Genomic DNA, 21,988 nt, shown 5'->3' on the forward strand with positions numbered 1-21,988 from the left:
CGAATCCCGCGCAGGTCGAGTGGCGGCGCGGCTCGCGTGCCGGTCGGGTGCCGGCACGGGTCGCGCGCAGGTCAGTGAGTGCCGGCGGGGGCGGCGCGCGGATCGAGCGGCGGGCGGCGCGGATCGAGCGGCGGATGGCGGCCGGGCGGCTCGAACCAGCTGGGTACGCTGGCCTGATTCGGACCGGAAGGTGGCGAGGTGGCCGGTAAGACGGGTGGCGCACGGCGGCGGTTCGGCTGGGTGATGCTCATCGGCCTGTCCGGAATCGCCGCGGCGTTGCTCGTGATTCACCTGCGGTGGCCGGCCCGGGTCGATGCGATCACGCTGGTGCTGCTGGTTCTCGTCGCGCTGCCCGGGCTCGGCCTGGTGCTCGACTCGGCCGAGCTGCCCGGCGGCGTGAAGGTCCAGTTCCGCCGGCTGGAGCAACGCGTCGAACGCAACGAGCTCACCGCCGAGGCCGCGATCGGTGCCGCCACCGCCCATGCGACCCGGTCGGTCCGCCACCACGCGCCGGGAGCGCCCGCCCCGTTCGCGCCGGTCGCGGTCGACGGGCTCGGCGGCGCGGTCGCGGCCGACGGCACCGCCGGGCTCGCCGGCACCGTCGGACTCGCCGGGGCCGGCGGAGCCGCCGGGGTGCCCGGTCACGCCTTCTGCGTCGGCTGCGGTCGCCGGTTGACCGGCCGGTTCTGCGGCGACTGCGGTACCGACAGCCGCCCGTCGGCGCTCCCGAACGAGTCCGGCGTCCCCGCGGCGTCCGAAGCGACACCGATCGCCGAGCGCCCACGCACCCGGCCGGACATCGGCGACCCGACGACGACCTGGCCATCGCACGGGCCGTGGGGTGCGGCGACCCCGGAACCGCCGTTGCCGTGGGGCTCCGAGACGATCGGGTCGGCGCCCACCAGCGGACCGGCGGCCGACGCCGGCACCGGGGGCCCCCGCCAATCCAGCTGGTACCCGGACCTCGCCGCTGCCGCCGGCGACCAGACGTCGGCCGACGGGAACGACGCCGTCGAAGCCGACGAGGAGGTCGACGACCGTACCGAACTCGTCGAGTCCGGCGAGGGCGAGCCCGGTACCGACGGTGCCGTCCCGGTGTCGCCGTCTCCCGATCCGGTCGACCAGCCGAGACGTCGGGTGCCGCCGGGGCCAGTGACCCCAGGGCCGGCCGCGTCCGGACCGGCGATGCCACGGCCAACGGTGTCCGGGCCGGCCGTGGCGGGGTCGTGGCCGGCGTCGCCGGTCGCCGCCCTCGTCGCCGAGTACGACCGGATCCGCCGTGACCGGCCGAGCGGGCCGCGCCGTACGTCGATGCTGACCGAGCTGTGCGGCCGGCTGATCGTCGAAACCGCAGCCGACCCGTCCTTCGACCCGGCGGCCGCGATGGGGTCGGCGGATCCGGGCTGGCGGCTCGCCGGCTACGCCGCGGTGTACGGCAGGCCGGACGCCGAGCTGCTCGGCCCGGTGATCGCCGCGCTGACGGCCGAGTCGGTGGCATTCAACCGGTACTGGGCGGTTCGGGCGGCCGGCAAGGTGCTCGACCGGTGGGAGCCGTTCTCGCCCGTCCCGCCGCACCTGCTGGGACGGCTGACCGACCTGCGGCGCCGGCTGGACCTCGACAGCGACGAGTGGTTCGAGCTCGACGCGATCCTGGCCGGGCTGCAGCACCCGGCGGTACCGCCGTACGGCAGCTGAGACGGGCGGCTGGCGGGAGCGAGCCGTACGGCGGGTCGTAGCCTGGGCGGATGAGTTCGCCGTACTCGGATCTGGGCCGGCCGCCGCTGTCGGCGGCGTCGCTGGCGCGGGCGCTGGTGCGCCCCGGCGAGCTGTGGACCGAGGTACGGGTGGTCTCCAGCACCGGCTCGACCAACACCGATGTGGCCGCCGCCGCGGCCGACGGTGCCGCCGAGGGGCTGGTCCTGCTCGCCGAGCAGCAGGTCGCCGGGAAGGGCCGGCTGGGGCGTACCTGGATCTCGCCGCCGCGGGCCGGGCTGCACGTCAGCGTGCTGCTGCGGCCCGGCCGTACCGATCCGGACGGCCACCGCCCGGTGCCCCCGGCCCGGTACGGGTGGCTCACCCTGCTCGCCGCGGTCGCGCTGCGCGACGCGGTGCACCGGCTGGCCGAGGTGTCCGCCGCGGTGAAGTGGCCGAACGACCTGCTCGTCGGGCCGGCCGGGGAGCCGGCGACGGGCAAGTGCGCCGGCATCCTGGCCGAGATGGTGCCCGACCCCGACGGCGCCGGCCCCGCGGTGGTGCTCGGCATCGGGCTGAACGTGACGCTGCGCGCGGACGAGCTGCCCCGCGCCGACGCGACGTCGCTCGCCCTCGCCGGCGGTACCTGTGCCGACCGGGATCCGCTGCTGCGGGCGCTGCTGCGCGGCCTGGCCGACTGGTACGGGCGGTACCGGGGGGCCGGCGGTGATCCGGTCGGCAGCGGCCTCGCCGCCGCGTACCGGCGGGTCAGCGGCACGCTCGGCAGCGAGGTACGGGTCGAGCTGCCGGACGGCGGCACGCTGGTCGGCCGGGCCATCGACGTCGACGACGACGGCCGGCTGGTCGTCACCCCGGCGGACGGTCGCCCGGTCCCGCTCGCCGCCGGCGACGTCACCCACGTCCGCCCCGCCTGCTGAGCACCCGCCCCCGGCGAGCTGTCGCCCGCCACGCTGTCGTCCCCGGTGAGCTGTCGCCGGACGGGCTTTCGCCCGGCCCCGGAAGCCTGCGACCGACTCCGAAGGTGTCCGCCGCGTCGCCAGCGCGCGGCGGCCGGCTCCGGGATGCCGCCCCACCCGGACGTGTTGCTGCCCCGCCTGGGGCGCCGCCAATTGCCGCATTCGGCCGCGCTGCCAGTGGTCATGGCTCAGGCTGGAAGCAACCTGTCGTGGCGCGGCCCCGGCAGGGTCGCGGGGGCGAGGAGGAGTGATGTCCCACCGGCAATACGCCTTCCTGGTCGGGTTGTTGATCGCCTGGCTGTGGGCGAGTGTCGGCTTCCTCGTCGCGGTCGGCGGGGTTGCTGCCGGGCTTGTCGGCTACGTGATCGTGCGGGTGCTGGAGGGCGACGTCAGCCTGGGTGACCTGACCGACCGGTTCGGCTCGTCGAAACGACCGCGCTGACGGCAGGCGGGGTCCGGCAGATACGAGGAAGGGGACCGTGATGACGAGCAGTTCGTCTGCCGCGGTGGAGCGGGACGGTACCGAAGGTGCCGGTTCGGGTGGTGCACGCCCTACCGGGCCAGGTGGGCCGCGCAGCCACGCCGCGCTGACAACCGAGCACGGCCAGACCCGCATCGCGGACGCGGTGGTGGGCAAGATCGCCGGCCTGGCCGCGCGGGAGATCCCCGGCGTCTACTCGATGGGCACCGGGTTCGCCCGCCGGATGGGGCAGCTGCGCTCGCTGGTACCGGGCAGTACCGAGACCGACGCCGCGGCGCAGGGCGTGTCCGTGGAGGTCGGCGAGCGGGAGACCGCGGTCGACCTGGACGTGGTCACCTGGTACGGGCAGAGCATCGTCGAGGTGACCGAGGCGGTGCGCAGCAACGTGATCGAACGGGTCGAGGGGATGACCGGGCTGCGGGTGGTCGAGGTGAACATCAACGTCGACGACATCTACGTCGAGGGCCAGGACGACAACGAGCCCAGCCAGTCGCGGGTGCAGTGAGGTGCGCGGTTCGGACCGGGCCGGGCTGGCCCGCGCCGTCGCCGCCGCGGCCGGATCGACGCCGGGGGTGGCCCGGTTGGTCGCCGGCGGGCTGATCCCGGCGGTCACGCACGTGCCCGGTGGGACCGTGACCGGGGTCCGCCTGGGCACCACCGCGGTGTCGGTGCACGTCGCGATCGACCGGTTCCCGCTGGAGCCGGTGATCACCGGAGTGGTGCAGGCGGTCGGCGCGGTACTGTCCGGCGCCCACGACGAGCGTCGGGTCGAGGTCGTCGTCGAGGACGTGGAGGACAGCGCGCTGCGCTCCGGCCCGTTCGCCACCGGGGCGTCGTGATGCGGCTGGTCAACCGGCTGCTGGCGGTGGTGCTGGGCCTGGCCCTGCTGGCCGGCGGCCTGCTGCTCGCCGCCGAGGCGGTACTGGCCGCGGCCGGCCGCCGGCCGTGGCTGGTCCGGTTCGACACCTGGCTGGGCCCGCTGCAACGCGCCACCCTGGGCGACCCGATCGTGCGGAGCATCGCTCTGGCCGTCGCCGCGCTCGGCCTGCTGCTGTTGATCCTGCAGGTACGGCCGTGGGCGCCGCGGCTGCTCGCGATCCGGCGCCGCACCGGGGTGGAACCGGTGCACTGGTCGGTGTACCGACGGTCGGTGGAACGCGAGCTGTGCGCCGCGGTCGACACCGTCGCCGGGGTCACCGAGACCACCGCACGGTTGCGCGGCAAGCGATCCCGGTGGCGGCTGACGGTCAGCCCGCGCGGCCGCGCCGACTCGCGGACGCAGGTACGCGAGGTGGTGGCCGGCCAGCTGGACCGGATCGCCGCACCGCTGCCGGTCAAGCTGCGGGTGTCGATGCGCCGGCCCCGGCGGGTGGCCTGATGGACCGCGGCAACCGGATCCTGTTCACGATCGTCGGCGCGGTCCTGCTGATCGCCGGGCTCGCCGTCGGGTTCGCCGGGTTCGGGTTGATCCCGCCTGTCGACTCGTCGACCCGGCTGCTGCCGGACTCGGTACGGGGCCGCTGGCACGACTGGGGCGTCGGGGCGTGGATCGTCGCGGCGGCGGTCGGCGTGCTGCTCGCCGTGCTGGGCGTGCTGCTGGTCCGCGGGCAGTTCCGTTCCGGGCGGGGCCGACCGATGCCCGACCTGCTGCTCACCGACCCGGCGCTGACACCGCCGAGCCGCGGCGTCCGTCCGGCCAATCCCGTGGCTGCTCCTGCCGAGGATGACGGTGCCGGCGCGGGCGCCGTGGCGGCCGGGGGCGACGACGAACGGGGCACCGGGCCGGGGCGTACCCGGGTACGCACGGCTGCGCTGGTGCACGGGTTCGAGCGGGACCTGGCCCGCCATCCGAAGGTACGAAGGGTCAACGTGCTGCTCGCCGGCGACGCCGGCGCTCCCCGCGTGTACGCCCGGTTGGAGCTGCGCTCCGGTGTCGACGTGTCGCACGTGCAGGCGTACCTGTCCGAGAGCCTGGCCCGGTTCACCGCAACGACCGGACTGGCGCCGACCGACGTCGACGTCGTCGTGCAGCTCACCGACCGCGACCAGCTCCGCGTGCACTGACGGGGTCACGCCGGCGGGGCGGTACTGGCGCGAGTCGACTAGATTGCCGGGGAATCGGTCGATGTTGCAGGAGGTCGTCGTGGGTTTCCCGGAGAGCTTGCTCGTCACCGAGGAGCAGGTGGTGCTGAGCCTGCACCCGCACTGGAAGCGGCTGGTCGGCGCCGTCCTGTTCACGCTGCTGGTGGTGGCCGCGGCGATCGCCGGCCTGGTCTACACGCCGTGGCGGATCGTGCAGTACGTCATCCTCGGCGTCGCGGTGGTGCTGCTGATCGTCTACCCGCTGCGGCGGCTCATCGGCTGGGCCACCACGCACTACGTGTTCACCACGCACCGGATCCTGCTGCGTTCCGGGGTGATCTCCCGGTCCGGCCGGGACATCCCGCTGGACCGGATCAACGACGTGTCGTTCCAGCACAACATCTTCGAGCGGATGCTCGGCTGCGGCACCCTGGTGATCGAGTCGGCCGGTGAGCACGGGCAGATCGTGCTGAAGGACGTCCCGCACGTCGAGCGCACCCACGGCACGCTCTACCAGCTGGTCGAGCAGGACGACGGCCGTCCGGACGCCTGACCCCGGTACCGGTCCCCGGCGTTGATCATGAGGTGGTGGGCGCGAGCAAGCGCTTGCCGTCGATACCGCACCTTGATCAACTTTGCGCGGGACCCTGATCAGCGGGACTGGCGGGCGATCAGGTCGATCAGGGCCGCATGCGTGTCGGCGTCCGTGGCGGCGACCAGACCGCCGATCCCGCTGCCGAGCGGTGCCCCGTCCAGCCCGGTGACCACGCAGCCGGCCGCCCGGCAGACCGCCACCCCGGCGGCGCCGTGCACACCCAGCGCCAGCGGCCCGTCCGTGACGTACGCGGCGCGCCGCCCGGCGGCCACCCAGGTCAGCGGCAGGCTGGTGGACAGCACCCGCGGGCGGAACCGGTCGGTGAAGCCCGGATCGGCGAGCAGCCGGACGGCGCGAAATCGTTCCCCGTTCGGGAACGGCGGGTCCAGGTTGACGTCCACCAGTCCCGACGCGCCGGACGGGACGAGCGGCTCGTCGCCGCCGGCCCGGCGCACTGCGGCCCGGCTGCCGTCGGTCCAGAACACCTCGTCGGCGAACGGGTCGGCCACCGCCGCGACGGTCCGGCCCGCCGCCTGCAACGCGACGTTCACCGCGACGAGCATCGTCCGGGCGGCGTAGTTGAGCGTGCCGCACAACGGATCCACCAGCCAGCGGCGGTCGGCGTCGGCCGGGCCGCTCTCGCCGTACTCCTCACCGAGCACCGCGTCCGCCGGCCGGGCGGATCGCAGTACGGCGAGGATCGCCCGTTCGGCCTCGAGGTCGGCAACCGTCGCGAAGTCACCGCCGCCCTTGTCCTGCCGGGCCAGCGACGTCCCGTACCGCTCGCGGACCACGGCCGCGCCAGCCCGAACCGCCGCCACCGCCAGCTCCGCGTCCCCGATCGCCATCCGCTCACCCTATGCGCGCCGTCGCCCGAGTCGATCAAGGACCTCGCGCCGTCGAGGGGCTTCCGCGCCGTCGATCAAGGACTCGGGCCGTCGATCAAAGCGGACTCGTGCGCGCTGCCCGCGCCGGTGCAGGACTCGTTGCCCACCTGCCGCGTCGATCCCGGACCCGGGGTCAGGTCGGGCGGCGGGCGAACCAGCCGCGGAAGCGCAGCTGCAGCACGGGCACGTCGCCGTCGGCACCGCGGCGGGACAGGGAGCCGGCGAGCTGGACGGTACCCAGGCCGGGGCGGGTCGCCGACGGCGCGCGGTCCAGCACGTGCAGCTCACCGGTGAGCGTGTCGCCGGCGCGTACCGGTGCCTTCCAGCGCAGCTCCTCCAACCCTGGCGAGGCCGCGGCCGCGGCGCGGGACAGTACCCGGTCGACGTAGCCGCGCATGAACAACGAGGCGGTGAACCAGCCGCTCGCGATCAGCCCGCCGTACTCGCTGTCGGCGGCGAGCTTCTCGTCCACGTGGTACCACTGCGGGTCGAAGCGCTGCGCGAACGCCAGCATCTCGGCGCCGTCGACGACGGTCTCGCCGAGGTCGAAGCTGCGGCCCGGAACGAGGTCCTCGTAGAACCACTGCGGCACCTCGCCGGTGCCGGAACGCGGTGCGGCCACTGCTACTCCGAACGGTTGCGACTCGGGCGACGGGCGATCGCTACTCGGGCCGGTCGCCGTGGTCTCCGTCGGCGGGCTCGGGCAGGCCGGTCGTCGGATCGACGACCGGATCCTCCGCGGGCAGGAACACCCACCTGCGGTAGGCGAAGAACCGGAACAGCGTACCGAGCGCCGTACCGACGATCGAACCGGAGATGTTGTTCGCCAGCGTGGTCTGGAACACCGCCGGCCACTGCCCGCCGAGGATGTAGTAGCTGAATCCCAGGCACAGCAGGGAGATCAGCAGCCCGACCGCGTTCATCACGAAGTAGAGGAAGTACTCCCGGGCCAGGTTGGTGTGCGGCCGGTTGCGCCACGTCCAGTACCGGTTGCCGACGAACGCGAGGGTGGCCGCCACGGTCACCGAGATCGTCTTGGAAGTCAGCGGGCCGAGCCCGAGCAGCGACTCGCACACGTTGTAGATGCCGATGTCGACGAAGAAGTTGACCCCGCCGACGATGCCGAACTTGGCGACCTCGTGGATCAGCTGGCGGAAGCGGGCATACAGGCCGCGCAGCCCGCCGGCGCCGGGGGCTGCGGCCGCGCCCTCCGCTCGCGACTCCGCCACGCGGCCGAGAGTACCGACCGGCCCCGGCCGCCCCGCCGCGAGCACGCAAATCGGGCCCGGCCGCCGCGGGGCCGTTCACCCGGCTGGCCGACCGACCAGGAGATATCGCCCTCGATGCCGGGATCGCAGCCGTCGGCGACCACCGCATCCGGCGCCGGTCAGCCGGCGGGGCCGGCGATGGCGAGGGCGCCCACGGAGTACTTGTCCTGGCCGCCGGTGCTGAAGGTCAGCTGGCCGTCGGCGGACACCGACGCGGAGCGGGCGGTGACGTCGGTACCGAGCAGGTTCCAGTTCGGGTCCGCGGCCGACTCCGGTGCGCTGGCGGAGGCGCTGTGGCCGACGTCCGCGACGGTGGTGGAGCCGAACCGCAGGGTGTCGTCGCCGAGCCGGCCGTCCTCGCGCCGGTCGCCGTCCCACAGCGTCGCGCCGAGCCGGGCGGTACCGGCGGTGCCGACGCCGAGCCGCGCGACCAGCGGCGACCCGATCTGCTGGGCGCCGTCGAACACCGCGACGTTGCGGCTCGGCCCGCTCGGCAGGGTGACCACCACCTGCAGGCTCCAGCCGTCGAACACCCCGCCCGTTGCGGTCCCGGTGTACACGTCGTCGGTGGCGAACGCCCAGGTGCCGCCGCCACCGTTGGCGAGCAGCGAGGTGACGTTCGCGCTGTACTGCCGGCCGCCGGGGAGGGCGGTCTGGGCGCCGGTGACGCCGTGCGTGCCGCCGGACGGGTCGATCAGCCGCACGCCGGCCGGCAGCGAGCCCGTGCTGCCGCGGCCGGCCCAGGTCAGCTGCGCGTACGCGACGCGCGCGCCGGCCGGCAGGCTCACCCGGGCGCGGCTGCGGGCGCCGGAACTCGCCGCGTGCGCGCCGCCGTCGCCGTGGTACGGGACGACCGTGCACTGGTCGTTGACCGCGCACGGCTTGCGCTGCCCGAGCGGCAGCGGGATGGGCAGCAGCCCGCCGCTGGTCCCGCGGATCAGCGTGTTGCCGGCGGACACCAGCTGTGCCCGCCCGGTGGCGGCGTACGCGGTGCGCATCTGTTGCGGCGCGACCACCACCGGGAAGCTCTCCGACACCGCCTGCCCGGGTACCGCGACCCGCACCCGGACCGGCTGGAAGCCGGCCACCGAGCCGACGTCGACGTGCGGCCTGAGCGTGCTGCTGGCGCCGGTCGGCAGCAGCGCGTGGGTGCAGGTGATGGTGGCCTGGTGGCCGGTGCAGGTCCAGCCGCTGCCGGCCGCGCCGGAGCTGCCGGCGGTCATCGGGTTCGGCAGCGTGATCGTCACGGTCAGCCGGCCCGCCGCGGACGGGCTGGGCGAGGCGGACGGTGCCGGCGAGGCGCTCGCCGACGGGCTACCGCCCGGGCTGCCGTCGTACCCGCCGGCCGGCAGCTGCGCGGGCGCCACCGGGCCGAGGGCCGGCGCCTCGCTCGGTACCGGCGGGCCGGGTGCCGGATGCGGCGTGGACGGGTCGGTCGGCCGCAGGGCCGGGGCGGCGGGCGGCGGGGCCGTCGGGTCGGCGAACGGGATGAGTCCCTCGCCGTCGCCGCCACCCCCGCCGCCGGCCGGGTTGCTGATGGTGATGGGCAGCGCCGAGTCGGTGTCGCCCACCGACAGCGTGCCGGTGCTCAGCTTCGGCGGCGTCACCCGGTACGGCGGCTGGGCCGGCGCCGGCTGGCGTTTTTTCGGCGGCGCCGGAGCGTGCCCGCCGGTCGGTCCCGCGGTCGGATGCTGCGCCGGCGGCGTGGCGGCCGGGGGCGGCTGGTGTCCGGGCGGCTGCCCGCCGGGCGGGGCACCGGGCGGGGCGGCCGGCTGCGAACCGGCGGCGCGCGGCTGGTGCCGTGGCGGCGGCGCGGACGACGAGGTGAGCAGCAGCCCGACCACCAGGGCGACCGCGACCGCGGCGCCGCCGCCGATCGCGGCGTTGCGCGGGCCGATCTTCGTCCACAGGCCCTTGAACCACAGCAGCACCGCGTGCCAGGTGTGCTGGAACCACACCACCACGCCGGTACCGGCGACCGCGGCGGCCTTGGTGGCGCCGCCCAGCCCGAGGTAGGCCGACCAGGTCGTGCCGGCGATGACCGGTGCGATCAGCTCGCGCAGGCCGGAGTTGATCTCGCCGAGTTCGGTGTAGAGCAGGGTGCACTTGGCGCAGTCGGCGAGGTGCTCGTCGACCTTGTGCCGCTCCCGCCGGGACAGCCCGTCCCGTACCCGGGTGCCGAGCCGTTCGGCCGCCCACCGGCACGCCGCGTCGGTCTCCCCGGCGATGTGCTCCTGCAGGTACATCTGCTTGAGCCGTTCCCGCGCCCGGTAGGCCAGCGCGGAGACCCCGTTGGCGGTCAGCCCGAGCAGCGGCGCCACCTCGGCCGGGCTCTCGCCCTCGATCTCGGTGTGCCACAGCACGGTCTGCCAGCGCTCCGGCAGCCGGCGGAACGCCCGCGCGGCGAGGCTGCGTTCCAGCCCCTCGCTCGCGGTGTCGATGAACGGGACGCCCGTCTCGTACTGCCCGATGTCGTCGGTGACGGTCAACCGCCGGTCCCGGCGCACCTGGTCGTAGAACAGGTTGCGCAGGCTGGTCAGCAGGTAGGCGCGGAACGCCTCGGTCGGGCCGTGTCCGGCCCGCAGCGTCGAGAGCACCTTCGCGAACGCCTCGGCGACCAGGTCGTCGACCGCCGCGGAGTCGCGGACCAGCGTACGGGCGAGGCGCTTCGCGGCGTCGACGTGGCGCAGGTAGAGCAGCCCGAACGCCACCGCGTCGCCGTCTCTGGTCGCCGCGATCAGTTCGGCGTCGCTGCGTTCGACCGAGGCCGCCGCGGTCGACCCCGGATCGGGTGAGGTTGTCATGACCGGCCGTTCTCTGGGGGGGGAGCGGTGCGTTGACCGACAAAACACGCTTACCGGTTCAACGGCCCAGCGCGATCTTGGTGACGGAGCGATCGCGTACCGTCTGCGCCCTTCTGTGACGGCCGTCCCAAAATTGCTGTCGCATTCGCGTCATGAACCGGGCCCGGCGGCGTCACTTCACCGGGGCCGCGCGCGCTGCGGCGGGGGGCTGTCGTCCGGACGGTTGCCAGCAGCGCTTCGCGCGGCCACAGGTGCCGGCCGACGAGGGAGGCGGTGTGGCAGGCAGCCACCGCAGGTTGACCAGCGTGCCCGGGGTGCCGGGCAGTTGGAGTTTCGGACGCAACCTGGAACAGATCCGCCAGACCTGGCGGCGCGAGTCGATCGCGTCCGGCTGGAGCCGGCCGCACGACTGGTGGGTACCGGAGGTCGACGTGCTGGCCGCGGCGCTGAGCCGGGCCAGCACCACGTTCGCGCCGGGCCTGGGGCGCCCTCCGCTCGACGCGGCCGGACGGATCGGCGCGGCGGTACCGGCGTGCGCCGGGCTCGGGCAGGCCCGCGCCGAGGCGGGTGTCGGCCTCGCCGAGGCGCTCGACGACCTGGCCGCGCTGTACCGCACGCTGCCGGTCGGCGCGCCACCGCTGCCGGCGGTACGGGCGTTCGTGGAGTCCTGGGCGGACGTCTGGTTGCGGGTGGTGGCCGACGCCGGCTGCGTCGACCCGCTCACCGAGCTGGCCAGCCGCGGCTACCTGCGGGCCCGGCTCACCGAGCTGTACCGCGCCGCCGAGCAGACCGCCGAGCGGGTACCTGACCGGTACCGGCTGGTGGTCGTGACGCTGGAGGCGGCGGACCAGCCGGAGGGGCGGCCCGGTTGGCGCCTGCTGCTGCGCCGGGTGGCGGTCGCCGAGGCGCTGCGGGAGGCGTTCCCGGGCGGCGAGACGCTCGCCGCCGTCGCGCCGGACCGGGCGGTCGCGATCGTCGACCGGCGGCTGCCCGACCCGGTGAACCGGCTGCGCGAGGTGCTGGCCGGCCGGCCCGGCGTCGCCCCGGCCCGGGTGACCACGGCCGCGCTGCCCGAGCGGGTGGTGGGCCTCGCCGAGTTGCTCGCCGAACTCGGCGAATGACGTTGCCCGCCCAACCCACCCGGAACCGATCCGATCTGGGCAAACGCCGGATGCTCGGGGTGATCGGTCCCAGCGCCGGTGCCGACGTTCGTCGGACCCGGGCGCAGGGCATCGCCCCCCTTGCGGACTGGCGGCAGTCCCCGGCGCGAGCCGTTCCGTACCTCGGGGCGGAGCCGGGGACATACCCGGCAGCGGGCGGAGCCGCCGAGCGGTCGGTACGGCGCGGCCCATAGGCTGGGGCGCGATGGACACGCGCACCAACCTCCCCGTGGTCGGCATGGTCGGGGCCGGGCAGCTCGCCCGGATGACCCACCAGGCCGCGATCCCCCTCGGCCAGTCCCTGCGGATCCTCGCGGCCAACGCCGACGACGGCGCCGCGCTCGTCGCCAGCGACGTCCTGATCGGGTCGCACACCGATTTGGCCGCGCTGCGCGAGCTGGCCGCCGGCGCCGACGTGGTCACGTTCGATCACGAGCACGTGCCGGCCGAGCACATCCGCACCCTGCTCGCCGAGGGGCACAAGGTGTTTCCCGGCCCGGATGCGCTGATCTGCGCGCAGGACAAGCAGGTGATGCGGGAGCGGCTGGGCAAGCTCGGCGCGCCGTGCCCGCGCTGGGCACCGGTCGACACCCCGGCCGATCTCGACGCGTTCGCCGCCGGCAGCTGGCCGGTGGTGCTCAAGGCCGCGCGCGGCGGGTACGACGGCAAGGGCGTCTGGCTGGTCGGCTCGGCCGACGAGGGGCAGCGGCTGGTCACCGAGCTGCGGACCGCCGGTACCCCGCTGATCGTCGAGGAGCGGGTCGCGCTGCGCCGGGAACTGGCCGCGGTGGTGGCCCGCTCACCGTTCGGGCAGGTCGCCGCGTACCCGGTGGTCGAGACGGTGCAGGTGGACGGGATCTGCGTGGAGGTGATCGCGCCAGCGCCGGGGCTGCCCGAGCAGCGCGCGATCGAGGCGCAGCAACTGGCCATCCGGATCGCGAACGAGCTCGACGTGGTCGGCGTGCTCGCGGTCGAGCTGTTCGAGACCGGTGCCGGGGCGGACGAGGCGGGCGGCGGGCTGGTGGTCAACGAGCTCGCGATGCGACCGCACAACTCGGCGCACTGGACCATCGAGGGCGCCCGTACCTCGCAGTTCGAGCAGCACCTGCGGGCGGTGCTGGACTACCCGCTCGGCGCCACCGGGCTGACCGCGCCGTGGGTGGTGATGGCCAACGTGCTCGGCGGCGAGCCGGGCGGGATGGGCATCGACGAGCGGCTGCACCACCTGATGGCGGAGCTGCCCGACGCGAAGGTCCACCTGTACGGCAAGCAGGTACGGCCGGGCCGCAAGATCGGCCACGTCACGGTGCTCGGTGACGACCTGGCGACGGTGCGCGACCGGGCTGCGCGCGCCGCGACCTGGCTGCGCGACGGCAGCTGAGACGATCGGCGGCCCGTCCGCCGATCCCCGATGGGCCGCGCCGGGCCGGCGGTACGGCCGAGACTCCGGCGGCGAGCGTTCGCCGGACCGACGACAGGCGAGGTACTCGTGGCGGAGCAGGCACCGACGGTCGGCGTGATCATGGGCAGCGACTCGGACTGGCCGACGATGCAGGCGGCCGGCGACGCGCTGGCCGAGTTCGACGTCGACTTCGAGGTACGGGTGGTCTCGGCGCACCGCACCCCGGCGCTGATGCTCGACTACGCCCGGCAGGCCGCCGACCGCGGCCTGCGGGTGATCATCGCCGGCGCCGGCGGCGCCGCGCACCTGCCGGGCATGGTCGCCTCGGCGACGTCGCTGCCGGTGATCGGGGTACCGGTGCCGCTCAAGCACCTGGACGGGCTGGACTCGCTGCTGTCGATCGTGCAGATGCCGGCCGGCATCCCGGTCGCGACCGTCTCGGTCGGCGGTGCCCGCAACGCCGGCCTGCTCGCCGTGCGCATGCTGGCGGCGTCCGACGCCGCGCTGCGGGACCGGATCGTGGCGTTCCAGCGTGACCTGGAGCGGATGGTCGCCGACAAGGACGCCATGCTGCAGGAGCGCCTGCGCCCCTGACCGGCGCGGATCACCAGGTGCGGGACGGGGCACGATCCGGGTCAGCCGGTGCGGGAGGGCAGCGCGGCCCGGAACGGCCGGGGGCGCCGCGGTGCCGGCCAGAGTTCGGCGAGGTCGGTCGGCCAGCTCGCGGTCCCGCGCTGGTCGCGCAGGGCCAGCGCGGTCGCGTACAGCTGGACGTCGCGCAGGTCGAGCCCGTGGCCGGCCGCGCGCAGCCGCTCCAGCACCGGTGCGACCTCCTCGGCCCACCAGCCGGCGGCCAGCGCCTCCCGGTCGGCCGGCGCGCAGCCGGCGAGGGTGCGCTCCAGCGCCCAGGACTGCGCGGAGTCGGCCAGCCGCAGCCACTCTGCCGGGCTGTCCAGCCACAGCTGGGTCCGGACCGGCTGCGGCAGCGGGACCCGGCGCAGGAACTCCAGCTCGGCCCGCTTGCTGGCCAGATCGGCCGCGCGCAGGCAGGCCATCCCGTACGCGATGGTGCAGATCCGGCGAATCCGCGCGGCGATCACCAGCCGGCCGAGCTCACGGGCCACCGAGACGCGGTGGTGCCCGTCGGCGACGAAGTACAGCTCGCCGAGCTGGATCAGCTCGACCGGCGGCGGCTCCAGGCCGGTCGACATGGCATCGGCCAGGCTCCGCCAGCGCTGCTGCAGGTGGGCGCTGACCAGCCGGAACTCCTCGTCGAAGTCGCCCGCGCGGTCCACCGTGCCGACCACCTGGGTCAGCGGTACGTCGCCGACGCGGTCGTCCATCACGCCGTCGGCGCCCAGCGCGTCCAGCGCGTCGTCCAGCCGCATCAGCCCGGCCCGGGCCCGCCCAAACACCCGCATGCAACCACCAACTCGGTCACACTGGTGTCCATTCCGGCAGGCCGGGCCGGAGCGGGAAACAGTGACGACCCTCACGAGTGCCCAGCGGCAGCCGCGAACGTCAGCCGCGGGACCATTCGATGGCGGGGCAGGTGTCCATGACGACGGACAGGCCGGCCGCGGCCGCGCGGTCGGCGGCCGCCTCGTCGATCACACCGAGCTGCAGCCAGACCGCCCGGGCGCCGGCGGCGATCGCCTCGTCCACGTGCGCGCCGGCCACCTCGGAACGGCGGAAGATGTCGACCACGTCGATCGGCTCGTCGATCTCGGCGAGCGAGGCGACGCCGGGGCAGCCGAGCACCGACTCGCCGCGCGGGTTCACGGCGATGACGTGCTTGCCGCGGTCGAGCAGCACCTGCGCGATCCGGTACGCGGTGCGGGCCGGGTTGTCGGTGAGCCCGACCACCGCCCAGGTGTTCAGCTCGAGCACCCGGGCGATGGTGGCGCGGTCCTGGTACGGCGAGGTCACAGGATCGGCCGGCCCATTCCGCGGTAGTCCCAGCCGGCCGCGATCCACGACACGTGGTCGAGGCAGTTCATCCCGTCGATGATCCGGCGCGCGCTGGCGAGCTCGCCGATCGCGTTCGGGTCGGCCCGGCGGAACTCGTCCCAGGCGGTGACCACGCAGGTCAGGTCGGCGCCGGTGACGGCCTCGGCGAGCGAGGCGACGTACTCGACGTCGGGCAGCTCGCGGCGGGCGTTCTTGGTCGCCTCGGGGTCGTAGATGACGATGTCCGCGTTGGCCTTGGCCAGCGCCTTGGCCACCGCGAGGCCGGGCGAGTTGCGCACGTCGTCGGTGTTGGGCTTGAAGGCCGCGCCGAGCACCGCGATCCGGACGCCGGCCAGGTCGGGGCCGGCCGGGCCGAGCGGCCGGTCGAGCAGGTCCGCGGCGAGCGCCAGGACGCGGTTGCGGCGGCGCTGGTTGACCAGGTCGACCTCGTGCAGGAACCGCAGCGCCTCGCCGGCGCCGATCTCCTGCGCGCGGGCCTGGAAGGCGCGGATGTCCTTGGGCAGGCAGCCGCCGCCGAAGCCGATCCCGGCGCGGAGGAACTTGTTGCCGATCCGGGAGTCGTACCCGATCGACTTGGCCAGCAGGGTCACGTCGGCGCCGGCCGCCTCGCACACCTCGGCCATCGCGTTGATGAACGAGATCTTGGTGGCGAGGAACGCGTTCGCGGCGACCTTGACCAGCTCGGCGGTGGCGTAGTCGGTGACCACGACCGGTACCTCGCGGTCCTCGGTGGCGGCCAGCTCGAACAGCGCCTTGTGCGACGCGTACAGCATCTGGCGGGCCCAGTCGGACTTGACACCGAACACGACCCGGTTGGGGCGCAGCACGTCCTCGCAGGCGAACCCCTCGCGCAAAAACTCGGGGCTCCAGGCGATCTGCACGTCGACCCCGTCCGGGGCGTGCTTGCAGGCCAGCTCCTCCACCCAGTTCGCGGTACCGACCGGGACGGTCGACTTCCCGACGATCAGGGTGCGGCGGGTCAGGTGCGGCGCGAGCGTGGTGACCACCGACTCCACGTACGACAGGTCGGCGGCCTCGCCGTCGGCCCGCTGCGGCGTGTCGACGCAGATGAAGTGCACGTCACCGAACTCGGCCGCCTCCGCGTACGAGGTGGTGAACTTGAGCCGGCCGCTCTCCAGGTTGTGTTTGAGCAGCTCGTCGAGGCCGGGCTCGTGGATCGGGTTCTCCCCGGCGGACAGCTTGGCGATCTTCGCCTCGTCGATGTCCACGCCGAGCACCTCGTAGCCCAGCTCGGCGAAGCACGCCGCGTAGGTCGAGCCGAGGTAGCCGCAGCCCAGGAACGTCAACCGCGGTCGCGGCGCGCCGGACGGCGGGGTGCTCGTGGCTTGCGGCTGCACGGGTGACGTGCTGGGGTACTGGACGGTCACGTTGTCTCCGCTCCGCGAGGGCGCTCCGACGCCGGGTCATCGTGGCAGATCGTTGCTGATTTTCGGATATATCCTGGCCGTTTCGGCCCGCTTCGCGCTGCCTCGGCGAGGATAGCGCTCCGGGCTCGGAGCTGGCCGACGGCAGATGCTACTCGTCGGTATCCTCACAGGGGTCAATGTGGATGCGGTGGCCTGCGATCGCCTTGGGCCAGTCGGGAGCGAGTCATGAGCCTGAACAATCCGGATTTCGCGGTGTACGAGCTGCCCGAGGAGCACCAGACGATCCGCGAGGCGGTGCGTGCCGTCTGTGACGGCAAGGTCGCTCCGCACGCCGCCGAGGTCGACGAGAAGTCCGTCTTTCCGCAAGAAGCGTACGACGCGCTGCGGGCCAGCGACTTCCACGCACCGCACATTCCCACCGAATACGGAGGGGCCGGCGCTGACGCGCTCGCGACCGCGATCGTGATCGAGGAGGTGGCCCGCGCCTGCGCGTCCTCCTCGCTGATCCCGGCGGTGAACAAACTCGGCACCATGCCGCTGCTGCTGGCCGGCTCGGACGAGCTCAAGCAGAAGTACCTGCCGCCGGTGGCGCGCGGTGACGCGATGTTCTCGTACTGCCTGTCCGAGCCGGAGGCGGGCTCGGACGCGGCGTCGATGAAGACCCGCGCGGTGCGCGACGGCGACTTCTGGGTGCTCAACGGCGCCAAGCGGTGGATCACCAACGCCGGCGTCTCGGAGTACTACACGGTCTTCGCGGTCACCGACCCGGAGAAGCGGTCGAAGGGCATCTCCGCGTTCGTGGTGGAGAAGGGCGACGAGGGCGTCAGCTTCGGTGCGCCGGAGCACAAGCTGGGCATCAAGGGCTCACCGACCCGCGAGGTGTACTTCGACAACGTCCGCATTCCGGCCGACCGGATCATCGGCGTCGAGGGCGAGGGGTTCAAGACCGCCATGCGCACCCTCGACCACACCCGGGTCACGATCGCCGCGCAGGCGCTCGGCATCGCCCAGGGCGCGCTCGACTACGCCGCCGGCTACGTCAAGGAGCGCAAGCAGTTCGGCAAGCCGATCGCGGAGTTCCAGGGCGTCCAGTTCATGCTCGCCGACATGGCGATGAAGCTGGAGGCGGCGCGGCAGATCACCTACGCCGCGGCCGGCAAGTCCGAGCGCGGCGACGCCGACCTGACGTTCTTCGGCGCGGCCGCCAAGTGCTATGCCTCGGACGCCGCGATGGAGATCACCACCGACGCGGTGCAGCTGCTCGGCGGGTACGGCTACACCAAGGACTACCCGCTGGAGCGGATGATGCGCGACGCCAAGATCACCCAGATCTACGAGGGCACCAACCAGGTGCAGCGCGTCGTGATGGCCCGCCAGGTTCTCGCTCGCTCGTAGCCAGACGCGCCTGACCTGCGACGACGGCGGCGGTACCCGATCGGGTACCGCCGCCGTCGTCATGGAGAGGCGCGACCATCTCGGAGCACCGTGCGCCGTCAGCCCTCGGAGCACCACCTCGACCAGAGGAAACCGCCGCCGTACGGGGTTGACTCCGGCTCGTAGCGGAGACAGAAGAGTCCCAGGTGCACCAGGACCAGGCAGATCGCGAGAAGCAGCATCGACACCCGGCCACGCCGGCCGAGGGCGGCGAGCCCGCCCGAGACGGCCGCCAGCACGAGTCCCGCCGCGAACACCGTGACGATCAGCATCGTCGGCCGGTCCGTGACGCAGGTGAAGGAGCGATGCTCGATGACGAACGACTCGGCCTGGTACTGGGCGGCGGCGCGCTGCACCCACACGACCATCGCGACCAGGCTGCCCGCGTCGAGCAGCGCCAGCGGCAGGAGGCGGCGCCACCGGTCCCGGAGCGCGGTCATGACTCGGCTCCCTCCCGGGCATGAACCCGCATCGCCGGCCTGTCCTGCACGACCCTCAGCGGCGGGGCACCGCCGGCCGCTGGGGCGGGCGCCGGGCCAGCCCGACCACGGCGACTACGGCCACCGCCAGTCCGACGATCAGCCCCAGGACCAGCGCGAACAGGAACCCGGTGCGGAAGCCCAGCTGCGTGGTGAACAGCCCGCCCAGCACGACACCGAGCACCGCCGCGAGCACGGCGCCGGCACCGGCGACGACGGCGAGCGCCGTGCGCATGGCCGGCGCGACCCCGACAACCAGCGCGGCGGCGGTACCGACGAGCGCACCGGCAGCGATGCCGGCGAGCACCCGGGACACCGTCAACACGGTGGCGTTCGGGGCGAACGCGGCGACGGCGAGGCCGATCACCAGCAGCGCGGCGGCCGGCACCGCGACAGCGTTCGGTGCCCGCCGGCCGAGCAGGTACCCGAGCGGGAGCAGCAGGACGGCCGCGACCAGGTACGGCAGGACGATCCGGGTCATCCCCTGCGCGCTGACCAGGTGCAGGTCCCGGCTGATGGCCCGCAGCGTGGTTCCGGTCGCCAGCGTGCCGGCGAACACCGCCAGCCACGCCGCCGGTACGACCCCGGCGAGCGCCCACACCGGCCGCGCCGGACCCTGCCCGCCAACGGCCGTCCCGGCCATGCCCGGAGCCGTCGTGACGCCTGTCGGGACGGGGGCGCCCGGTGCGGGCGGGGTGCCCGGATCGCCGGCCGTGCCGGGTGCGGGGGGATTCACGGCACGAGAGTACAAGGCCGGCACAGCCCGGACAAGGCGTCCGGACAAGGCGCCCGGACCGGTCCGGTACGGCCTGTCGCCGTTCACCGGCGGTCAGCTGTCGGAGCCCGGCCCGGGCCGCCTGTCCCCTGCCGGCGGCCCGGGCGGCTCCGTCAGTCGACGGCGGGCGCCGGTACGAGCGGGCGCGGTAGGACGCCCGACAACGGGGCGGCCGGGCCGAACGGGTCGGGGTCCTCGCCGTGGAAGACCTTGCGGACCACCCGCTCGGTCGCGTGCCCGTCGTCGTACGGGCAGAACACGGCGCGGAAGCGGCGCCGGGCGGCGTCCAGCTCGGGCGAGGCGTACGCACCGGTCCGCAGCGCGGTGAGCAGCTCCTCGCTGGTCCGGGCGACCAGGCCGGGCGCTTCGGCCATCAGGTCGAAGTACGCGCCGCGCAGCGTCCGGTAGAGCTCCCAGTCCGGCGCGAAGACGACCACCGGCCGGTCCAGGACGAGGAAGTCGAACATCGCCGACGAGTAGTCGGTGAGCAGCACGTCGGCGATCGGGTACAGGTCCTGGATGTCGCCACGGTCGGAGACGTCGATGACCCGCCCGTCGGCGTCGGTCCCGTCGCCGCCGCGATCGAGGTGGTGGCCGCGGACCAGCAGCCGGGAGTTCGGGCCGAGCGCGTCGGCCAGCTCCCGGTGATCGATCAGCGGATCACCCGGCTTGCGGTACTCCCGGAAAGTCGGCGCGTAGAGCACCACCTTCTCGTCGGCGCCGATGCCGAGCTCGGCGCGCAACCGGGCCGCGGAGTCGGCCGGGGCGGTGGTCAGGACGTCGTTGCGCGGGGAGCCGTACTCCAGCGTGGTGACGCTGATCGGGTAGGCGTGTTCCCAGACGACGCTGCAGTACGGGCTGGACGAGATGGCGTAGTCCCAACGGTCGCACTTGCGCAGCAGCTCGGCGAAGTTGTTCTGCGCCGCCAGGATCGGCGAGTTCTGCGTGTCGATGCCCATCGCCTTCAGCGGAGTGCCGTGGTGGGTCTGGATGTGCACGCTGCCGGGCCGTTTCGGTGTCGACACCGGGAAGTTGACGTTGTTGAACAGGTACCTGGCCCGCGCCAGCACCCGGTAGTAGGCAGCGCTCCCGTTCACCGCGTACTCGACGCCGGGTGGCATGGTCGCGACCGCCTCCGGCTTGACCAGCCAGATCCCGCGGACGTTCGGGGCCAGCTCGCGTGCCTTCTCGTAGATGGCCCGGTTGTGGCAGCCGTAGCCCGCGCCCCAGTAGATCTCGTACACGGCGAGGTTCTCGTCGACCGGAAGCTTGCACTGCACCCGGTAGTAGCGGTACAGCAGCGACCGCTTCAGGCGGTACTTGAGTCGCCCGCCGCGCCGGCGCAGCCCGCGTACCTTGCCGCGGGCCATCCGGAGCGCCCGGAGCGCGAGGCGAGGTCCGCTGAACCTGGCCCAGGATCCCTGCTTGAGCAGCCGGTACCGCACCGGGTGACCCAGCTCCGGCGGCGGCGTCCAGCCGGCCGGCTCGTGCGCCCGGCACAGCCGGGCCGCGCCGGCGAAGAACCGCCGGCGCAGCGAGTTGGCCGGATGGTCGGAGCCCAGCCGCGGGCTCCCGCCGAGCAGGACCAGCAGGTGGTCGACCATCCGGCCGTAAACCACCGGCAGGATCGGTGTCGCACGGTCGCCGAGGGCAGCCAGCCGCTCGAAGGTCAGCTGGTACTGGTCGAGCATGACCAGGTGCTTCTCGCCGTTGGTGCGCAGGATCGAGCCGTGCCGGCGCTGCCGGTAGTAGACAACGACCTGGTCGAGGATCGTGATCCGGTCGGCGGCGCACAGCAGCGGGTAGGTGAACGGCAGGTCCTCGTAGTACCCGGGCGGGAACTCGAGGTTCCACCGCAGCAGGTTCTCCCGGCGCACGATCTTCGTCCAGGCGCAGGGGAACACCTGCAGCAGTTGCGGGAACTCGTCGATCCGGAAGACCTCGGGCGCACCCTGCAGCTGCGCGGCGGCGGAGTTGCGCACGATGCGGTTGTCCCAGTACGCCCGCGCGTAGTCGACGACCAGGACGTCGGGCGCGGTGGCCGCGAGGCGCTCGGCGATCGCGGTCAGTGACTCCGGCGCGATCCAGTCGTCGGAATCGACGAACCAGACGTACTCGCCGGTGGCGAGCTTCAGCCCGGCGTTGCGGGCCGGTCCGAGCCCACCGTTGACCGGCAGGTGCACCGCGGTGACCCGCGGGTCGGCCGCCTCGTACTCATCGATGATCGCGCCGGAGTGGTCCGGGGAGCGATCGTCGACGGCGATCACCTCGATGTCGCGGAACTGTTGGTTCAGCAGCGAGTCCAGGCAGTCACGCAGGTATCCCTGGACCTTGTACACGGGCACGACGATGCTCAGGAGGGGCAAGACATTCACCTTGGGCGTCAGGGACGGTGGGCAGGGGAGAGAGGTGCCACCTACACGCGGTGCCGTGCGCGCCGGTGGCGCCTGTCGCTCGGCCATGATCTATGTCGCACACCGCAACCGATCGGCACACGTGGGAGCGTTGCTGCGCGGTGACGCACCGCAACGGCGCCGCGTGAATCTCTCTTCATCGAAGAAGACGCTCGGGATGCTCGATTCGTTGGGCGGGT

Annotated in this window: 22 protein-coding genes; 12 read left to right on the plus strand and 10 right to left on the minus strand. The window is 73.7% G+C overall.

Annotation, left to right across the window (positions count from 1 at the left end; translation table 11 throughout):
* Positions 1 to 198 precede the first annotated feature (198 nt).
* From Asera_RS12250 to Asera_RS12285, 8 genes are all read left to right on the plus strand, one after another.
* Complete coding sequence (locus Asera_RS12250) at positions 199 to 1,695, plus strand: hypothetical protein (RefSeq protein WP_030445823.1); 1,497 nt, start codon at positions 199 to 201, stop codon at positions 1,693 to 1,695.
* A 50-nt stretch (positions 1,696 to 1,745) separates the two neighbouring features.
* Positions 1,746 to 2,630, plus strand: a complete 885-nt coding sequence (locus Asera_RS12255; protein ID WP_030445822.1) for a biotin--[acetyl-CoA-carboxylase] ligase — start codon at positions 1,746 to 1,748, stop codon at positions 2,628 to 2,630.
* A gap of 289 nt (positions 2,631 to 2,919) precedes the next feature.
* Positions 2,920 to 3,111, plus strand: a complete 192-nt coding sequence (locus Asera_RS12260; RefSeq protein ID WP_030445821.1) for a hypothetical protein — start codon at positions 2,920 to 2,922, stop codon at positions 3,109 to 3,111.
* Positions 3,112 to 3,151: 40 nt separating this feature from the next.
* The gene (locus tag Asera_RS12265) at positions 3,152 to 3,655 is read left to right on the plus strand and encodes an Asp23/Gls24 family envelope stress response protein (protein ID WP_030445820.1); all 504 of its coding nucleotides are present in this window, start codon (positions 3,152 to 3,154) and stop codon (positions 3,653 to 3,655) included.
* Position 3,656: 1 nt separating this feature from the next.
* Positions 3,657 to 3,989, plus strand: coding sequence for a hypothetical protein (locus Asera_RS12270; RefSeq protein WP_030445819.1), 333 nt, complete (start codon positions 3,657 to 3,659; stop codon positions 3,987 to 3,989).
* Positions 3,989 to 4,528, plus strand: a complete 540-nt coding sequence (locus Asera_RS12275) for a DUF6286 domain-containing protein (RefSeq protein ID WP_051802119.1) — start codon at positions 3,989 to 3,991, stop codon at positions 4,526 to 4,528. Before Asera_RS12270 ends, Asera_RS12275 begins: the two co-directional genes overlap by 1 nt.
* A complete protein-coding gene (locus Asera_RS12280) occupies positions 4,528 to 5,214 on the plus strand; it encodes a hypothetical protein (RefSeq protein WP_030445817.1) in 687 nt (228 codons plus the stop codon). The genes Asera_RS12275 and Asera_RS12280 overlap by 1 nt, the downstream gene beginning before the upstream one ends.
* A gap of 61 nt (positions 5,215 to 5,275) precedes the next feature.
* The gene (locus Asera_RS12285) at positions 5,276 to 5,785 is read left to right on the plus strand and encodes a PH domain-containing protein (protein ID WP_051802118.1); all 510 of its coding nucleotides are present in this window, start codon (positions 5,276 to 5,278) and stop codon (positions 5,783 to 5,785) included.
* A 98-nt stretch (positions 5,786 to 5,883) separates the two neighbouring features.
* Here the strand turns inward: Asera_RS12285 and Asera_RS12290 are convergent, their stop codons facing one another.
* The 4 genes from Asera_RS12290 to Asera_RS33050 form a co-directional block, all read right to left on the minus strand.
* The gene (locus Asera_RS12290) at positions 5,884 to 6,675 is read right to left on the minus strand and encodes an inositol monophosphatase family protein (protein WP_030445815.1); all 792 of its coding nucleotides are present in this window, start codon (positions 6,673 to 6,675) and stop codon (positions 5,884 to 5,886) included.
* Between the two features lie 172 nt (positions 6,676 to 6,847).
* A complete protein-coding gene (locus Asera_RS12295) occupies positions 6,848 to 7,336 on the minus strand; it encodes a MaoC/PaaZ C-terminal domain-containing protein (protein WP_157034769.1) in 489 nt (162 codons plus the stop codon).
* 40 nt (positions 7,337 to 7,376) lie between these two features.
* Positions 7,377 to 7,943, minus strand: coding sequence for a GtrA family protein (locus tag Asera_RS12300; protein WP_084131270.1), 567 nt, complete (start codon positions 7,941 to 7,943; stop codon positions 7,377 to 7,379).
* 158 nt (positions 7,944 to 8,101) lie between these two features.
* Positions 8,102 to 10,786, minus strand: a complete 2,685-nt coding sequence (locus Asera_RS33050) for a sigma-70 family RNA polymerase sigma factor (protein WP_051802117.1) — start codon at positions 10,784 to 10,786, stop codon at positions 8,102 to 8,104.
* A 275-nt stretch (positions 10,787 to 11,061) separates the two neighbouring features.
* Between Asera_RS33050 and Asera_RS12310 the strand changes: the two genes are divergently transcribed.
* From Asera_RS12310 to purE, 3 genes are all read left to right on the plus strand, one after another.
* Entirely contained in the window at positions 11,062 to 11,907 is an 846-nt protein-coding gene (locus Asera_RS12310) for a recombinase family protein (protein ID WP_157034768.1), read from the plus strand.
* A gap of 244 nt (positions 11,908 to 12,151) precedes the next feature.
* Positions 12,152 to 13,327: a 5-(carboxyamino)imidazole ribonucleotide synthase gene (locus Asera_RS12315; RefSeq protein ID WP_030445810.1), complete on the plus strand. Its 1,176-nt coding sequence runs from the start codon at positions 12,152 to 12,154 to the stop codon at positions 13,325 to 13,327.
* Between the two features lie 141 nt (positions 13,328 to 13,468).
* On the plus strand, positions 13,469 to 13,942 hold the full coding sequence (gene purE / locus Asera_RS12320) for a 5-(carboxyamino)imidazole ribonucleotide mutase (protein WP_051802144.1): 474 nt from the start codon (positions 13,469 to 13,471) through the stop codon (positions 13,940 to 13,942).
* 41 nt (positions 13,943 to 13,983) lie between these two features.
* Here the strand turns inward: purE and Asera_RS12325 are convergent, their stop codons facing one another.
* From Asera_RS12325 to Asera_RS12335, 3 genes are all read right to left on the minus strand, one after another.
* A complete protein-coding gene (locus tag Asera_RS12325; protein WP_051802115.1) occupies positions 13,984 to 14,769 on the minus strand; it encodes a hypothetical protein in 786 nt (261 codons plus the stop codon).
* Between the two features lie 100 nt (positions 14,770 to 14,869).
* On the minus strand, positions 14,870 to 15,238 hold the full coding sequence (locus Asera_RS12330) for a CoA-binding protein (protein WP_244843847.1): 369 nt from the start codon (positions 15,236 to 15,238) through the stop codon (positions 14,870 to 14,872).
* A gap of 35 nt (positions 15,239 to 15,273) precedes the next feature.
* The gene (locus Asera_RS12335; protein WP_030445806.1) at positions 15,274 to 16,707 is read right to left on the minus strand and encodes a UDP-glucose dehydrogenase family protein; all 1,434 of its coding nucleotides are present in this window, start codon (positions 16,705 to 16,707) and stop codon (positions 15,274 to 15,276) included.
* Positions 16,708 to 16,932: 225 nt separating this feature from the next.
* On the opposite strand from Asera_RS12335, the gene Asera_RS12340 reads away from it, so the two are divergent.
* The gene (locus Asera_RS12340; RefSeq protein ID WP_030445805.1) at positions 16,933 to 18,102 is read left to right on the plus strand and encodes an acyl-CoA dehydrogenase; all 1,170 of its coding nucleotides are present in this window, start codon (positions 16,933 to 16,935) and stop codon (positions 18,100 to 18,102) included.
* A gap of 98 nt (positions 18,103 to 18,200) precedes the next feature.
* Here the strand turns inward: Asera_RS12340 and Asera_RS12345 are convergent, their stop codons facing one another.
* The 3 genes from Asera_RS12345 to Asera_RS12355 form a co-directional block, all read right to left on the minus strand.
* Positions 18,201 to 18,581 (minus strand): hypothetical protein, encoded by a 381-nt coding sequence (locus Asera_RS12345; protein WP_030445804.1) that lies wholly within the window; start codon positions 18,579 to 18,581, stop codon positions 18,201 to 18,203.
* A 55-nt stretch (positions 18,582 to 18,636) separates the two neighbouring features.
* Positions 18,637 to 19,263 carry an MFS transporter gene (locus Asera_RS12350; RefSeq protein WP_051802114.1) on the minus strand — a complete coding sequence of 209 codons (627 nt, stop codon included), beginning with the start codon at positions 19,261 to 19,263 and terminating at the stop codon, positions 18,637 to 18,639.
* 245 nt (positions 19,264 to 19,508) lie between these two features.
* On the minus strand, positions 19,509 to 21,761 hold the full coding sequence (locus Asera_RS12355; RefSeq protein ID WP_084131264.1) for a bifunctional glycosyltransferase/CDP-glycerol:glycerophosphate glycerophosphotransferase: 2,253 nt from the start codon (positions 21,759 to 21,761) through the stop codon (positions 19,509 to 19,511).
* Between the last annotated feature and the right edge of the window lie 227 nt (positions 21,762 to 21,988).

Origin of the sequence: Actinocatenispora sera (genome assembly GCF_018324685.1) — a bacterium.
GTDB lineage: Bacteria > Actinomycetota > Actinomycetes > Mycobacteriales > Micromonosporaceae > Actinocatenispora > Actinocatenispora sera.

What these genes read in the sequence shown, in the direction of transcription:
- Asera_RS12255 (WP_030445822.1), top strand. Translation starts at nt 1,746, where the DNA reads ATGAGTTCGCCGTACTCGGATCTGGGCCGGCCGCCGCTGTCGGCGGCG.
- Asera_RS12260 (WP_030445821.1), top strand. Translation starts at nt 2,920, where the DNA reads ATGTCCCACCGGCAATACGCCTTCCTGGTCGGGTTGTTGATCGCCTGG.
- Asera_RS12265 (WP_030445820.1), top strand. Translation starts at nt 3,152, where the DNA reads ATGACGAGCAGTTCGTCTGCCGCGGTGGAGCGGGACGGTACCGAAGGT.
- Asera_RS12275 (WP_051802119.1), top strand. Translation starts at nt 3,989, where the DNA reads ATGCGGCTGGTCAACCGGCTGCTGGCGGTGGTGCTGGGCCTGGCCCTG.
- Asera_RS12280 (WP_030445817.1), top strand. Translation starts at nt 4,528, where the DNA reads ATGGACCGCGGCAACCGGATCCTGTTCACGATCGTCGGCGCGGTCCTG.
- Asera_RS12285 (WP_051802118.1), top strand. Translation starts at nt 5,276, where the DNA reads ATGTTGCAGGAGGTCGTCGTGGGTTTCCCGGAGAGCTTGCTCGTCACC.
- Asera_RS12290 (WP_030445815.1), bottom strand. Translation starts at nt 6,675, where the DNA reads ATGGCGATCGGGGACGCGGAGCTGGCGGTGGCGGCGGTTCGGGCTGGC.
- Asera_RS33050 (WP_051802117.1), bottom strand. Translation starts at nt 10,786, where the DNA reads ATGACAACCTCACCCGATCCGGGGTCGACCGCGGCGGCCTCGGTCGAA.
- Asera_RS12315 (WP_030445810.1), top strand. Translation starts at nt 12,152, where the DNA reads ATGGACACGCGCACCAACCTCCCCGTGGTCGGCATGGTCGGGGCCGGG.
- purE (WP_051802144.1), top strand. Translation starts at nt 13,469, where the DNA reads ATGGGCAGCGACTCGGACTGGCCGACGATGCAGGCGGCCGGCGACGCG.
- Asera_RS12325 (WP_051802115.1), bottom strand. Translation starts at nt 14,769, where the DNA reads ATGCGGGTGTTTGGGCGGGCCCGGGCCGGGCTGATGCGGCTGGACGAC.
- Asera_RS12340 (WP_030445805.1), top strand. Translation starts at nt 16,933, where the DNA reads ATGAGCCTGAACAATCCGGATTTCGCGGTGTACGAGCTGCCCGAGGAG.
- Asera_RS12345 (WP_030445804.1), bottom strand. Translation starts at nt 18,581, where the DNA reads ATGACCGCGCTCCGGGACCGGTGGCGCCGCCTCCTGCCGCTGGCGCTG.
- Asera_RS12350 (WP_051802114.1), bottom strand. Translation starts at nt 19,263, where the DNA reads ATGGCCGGGACGGCCGTTGGCGGGCAGGGTCCGGCGCGGCCGGTGTGG.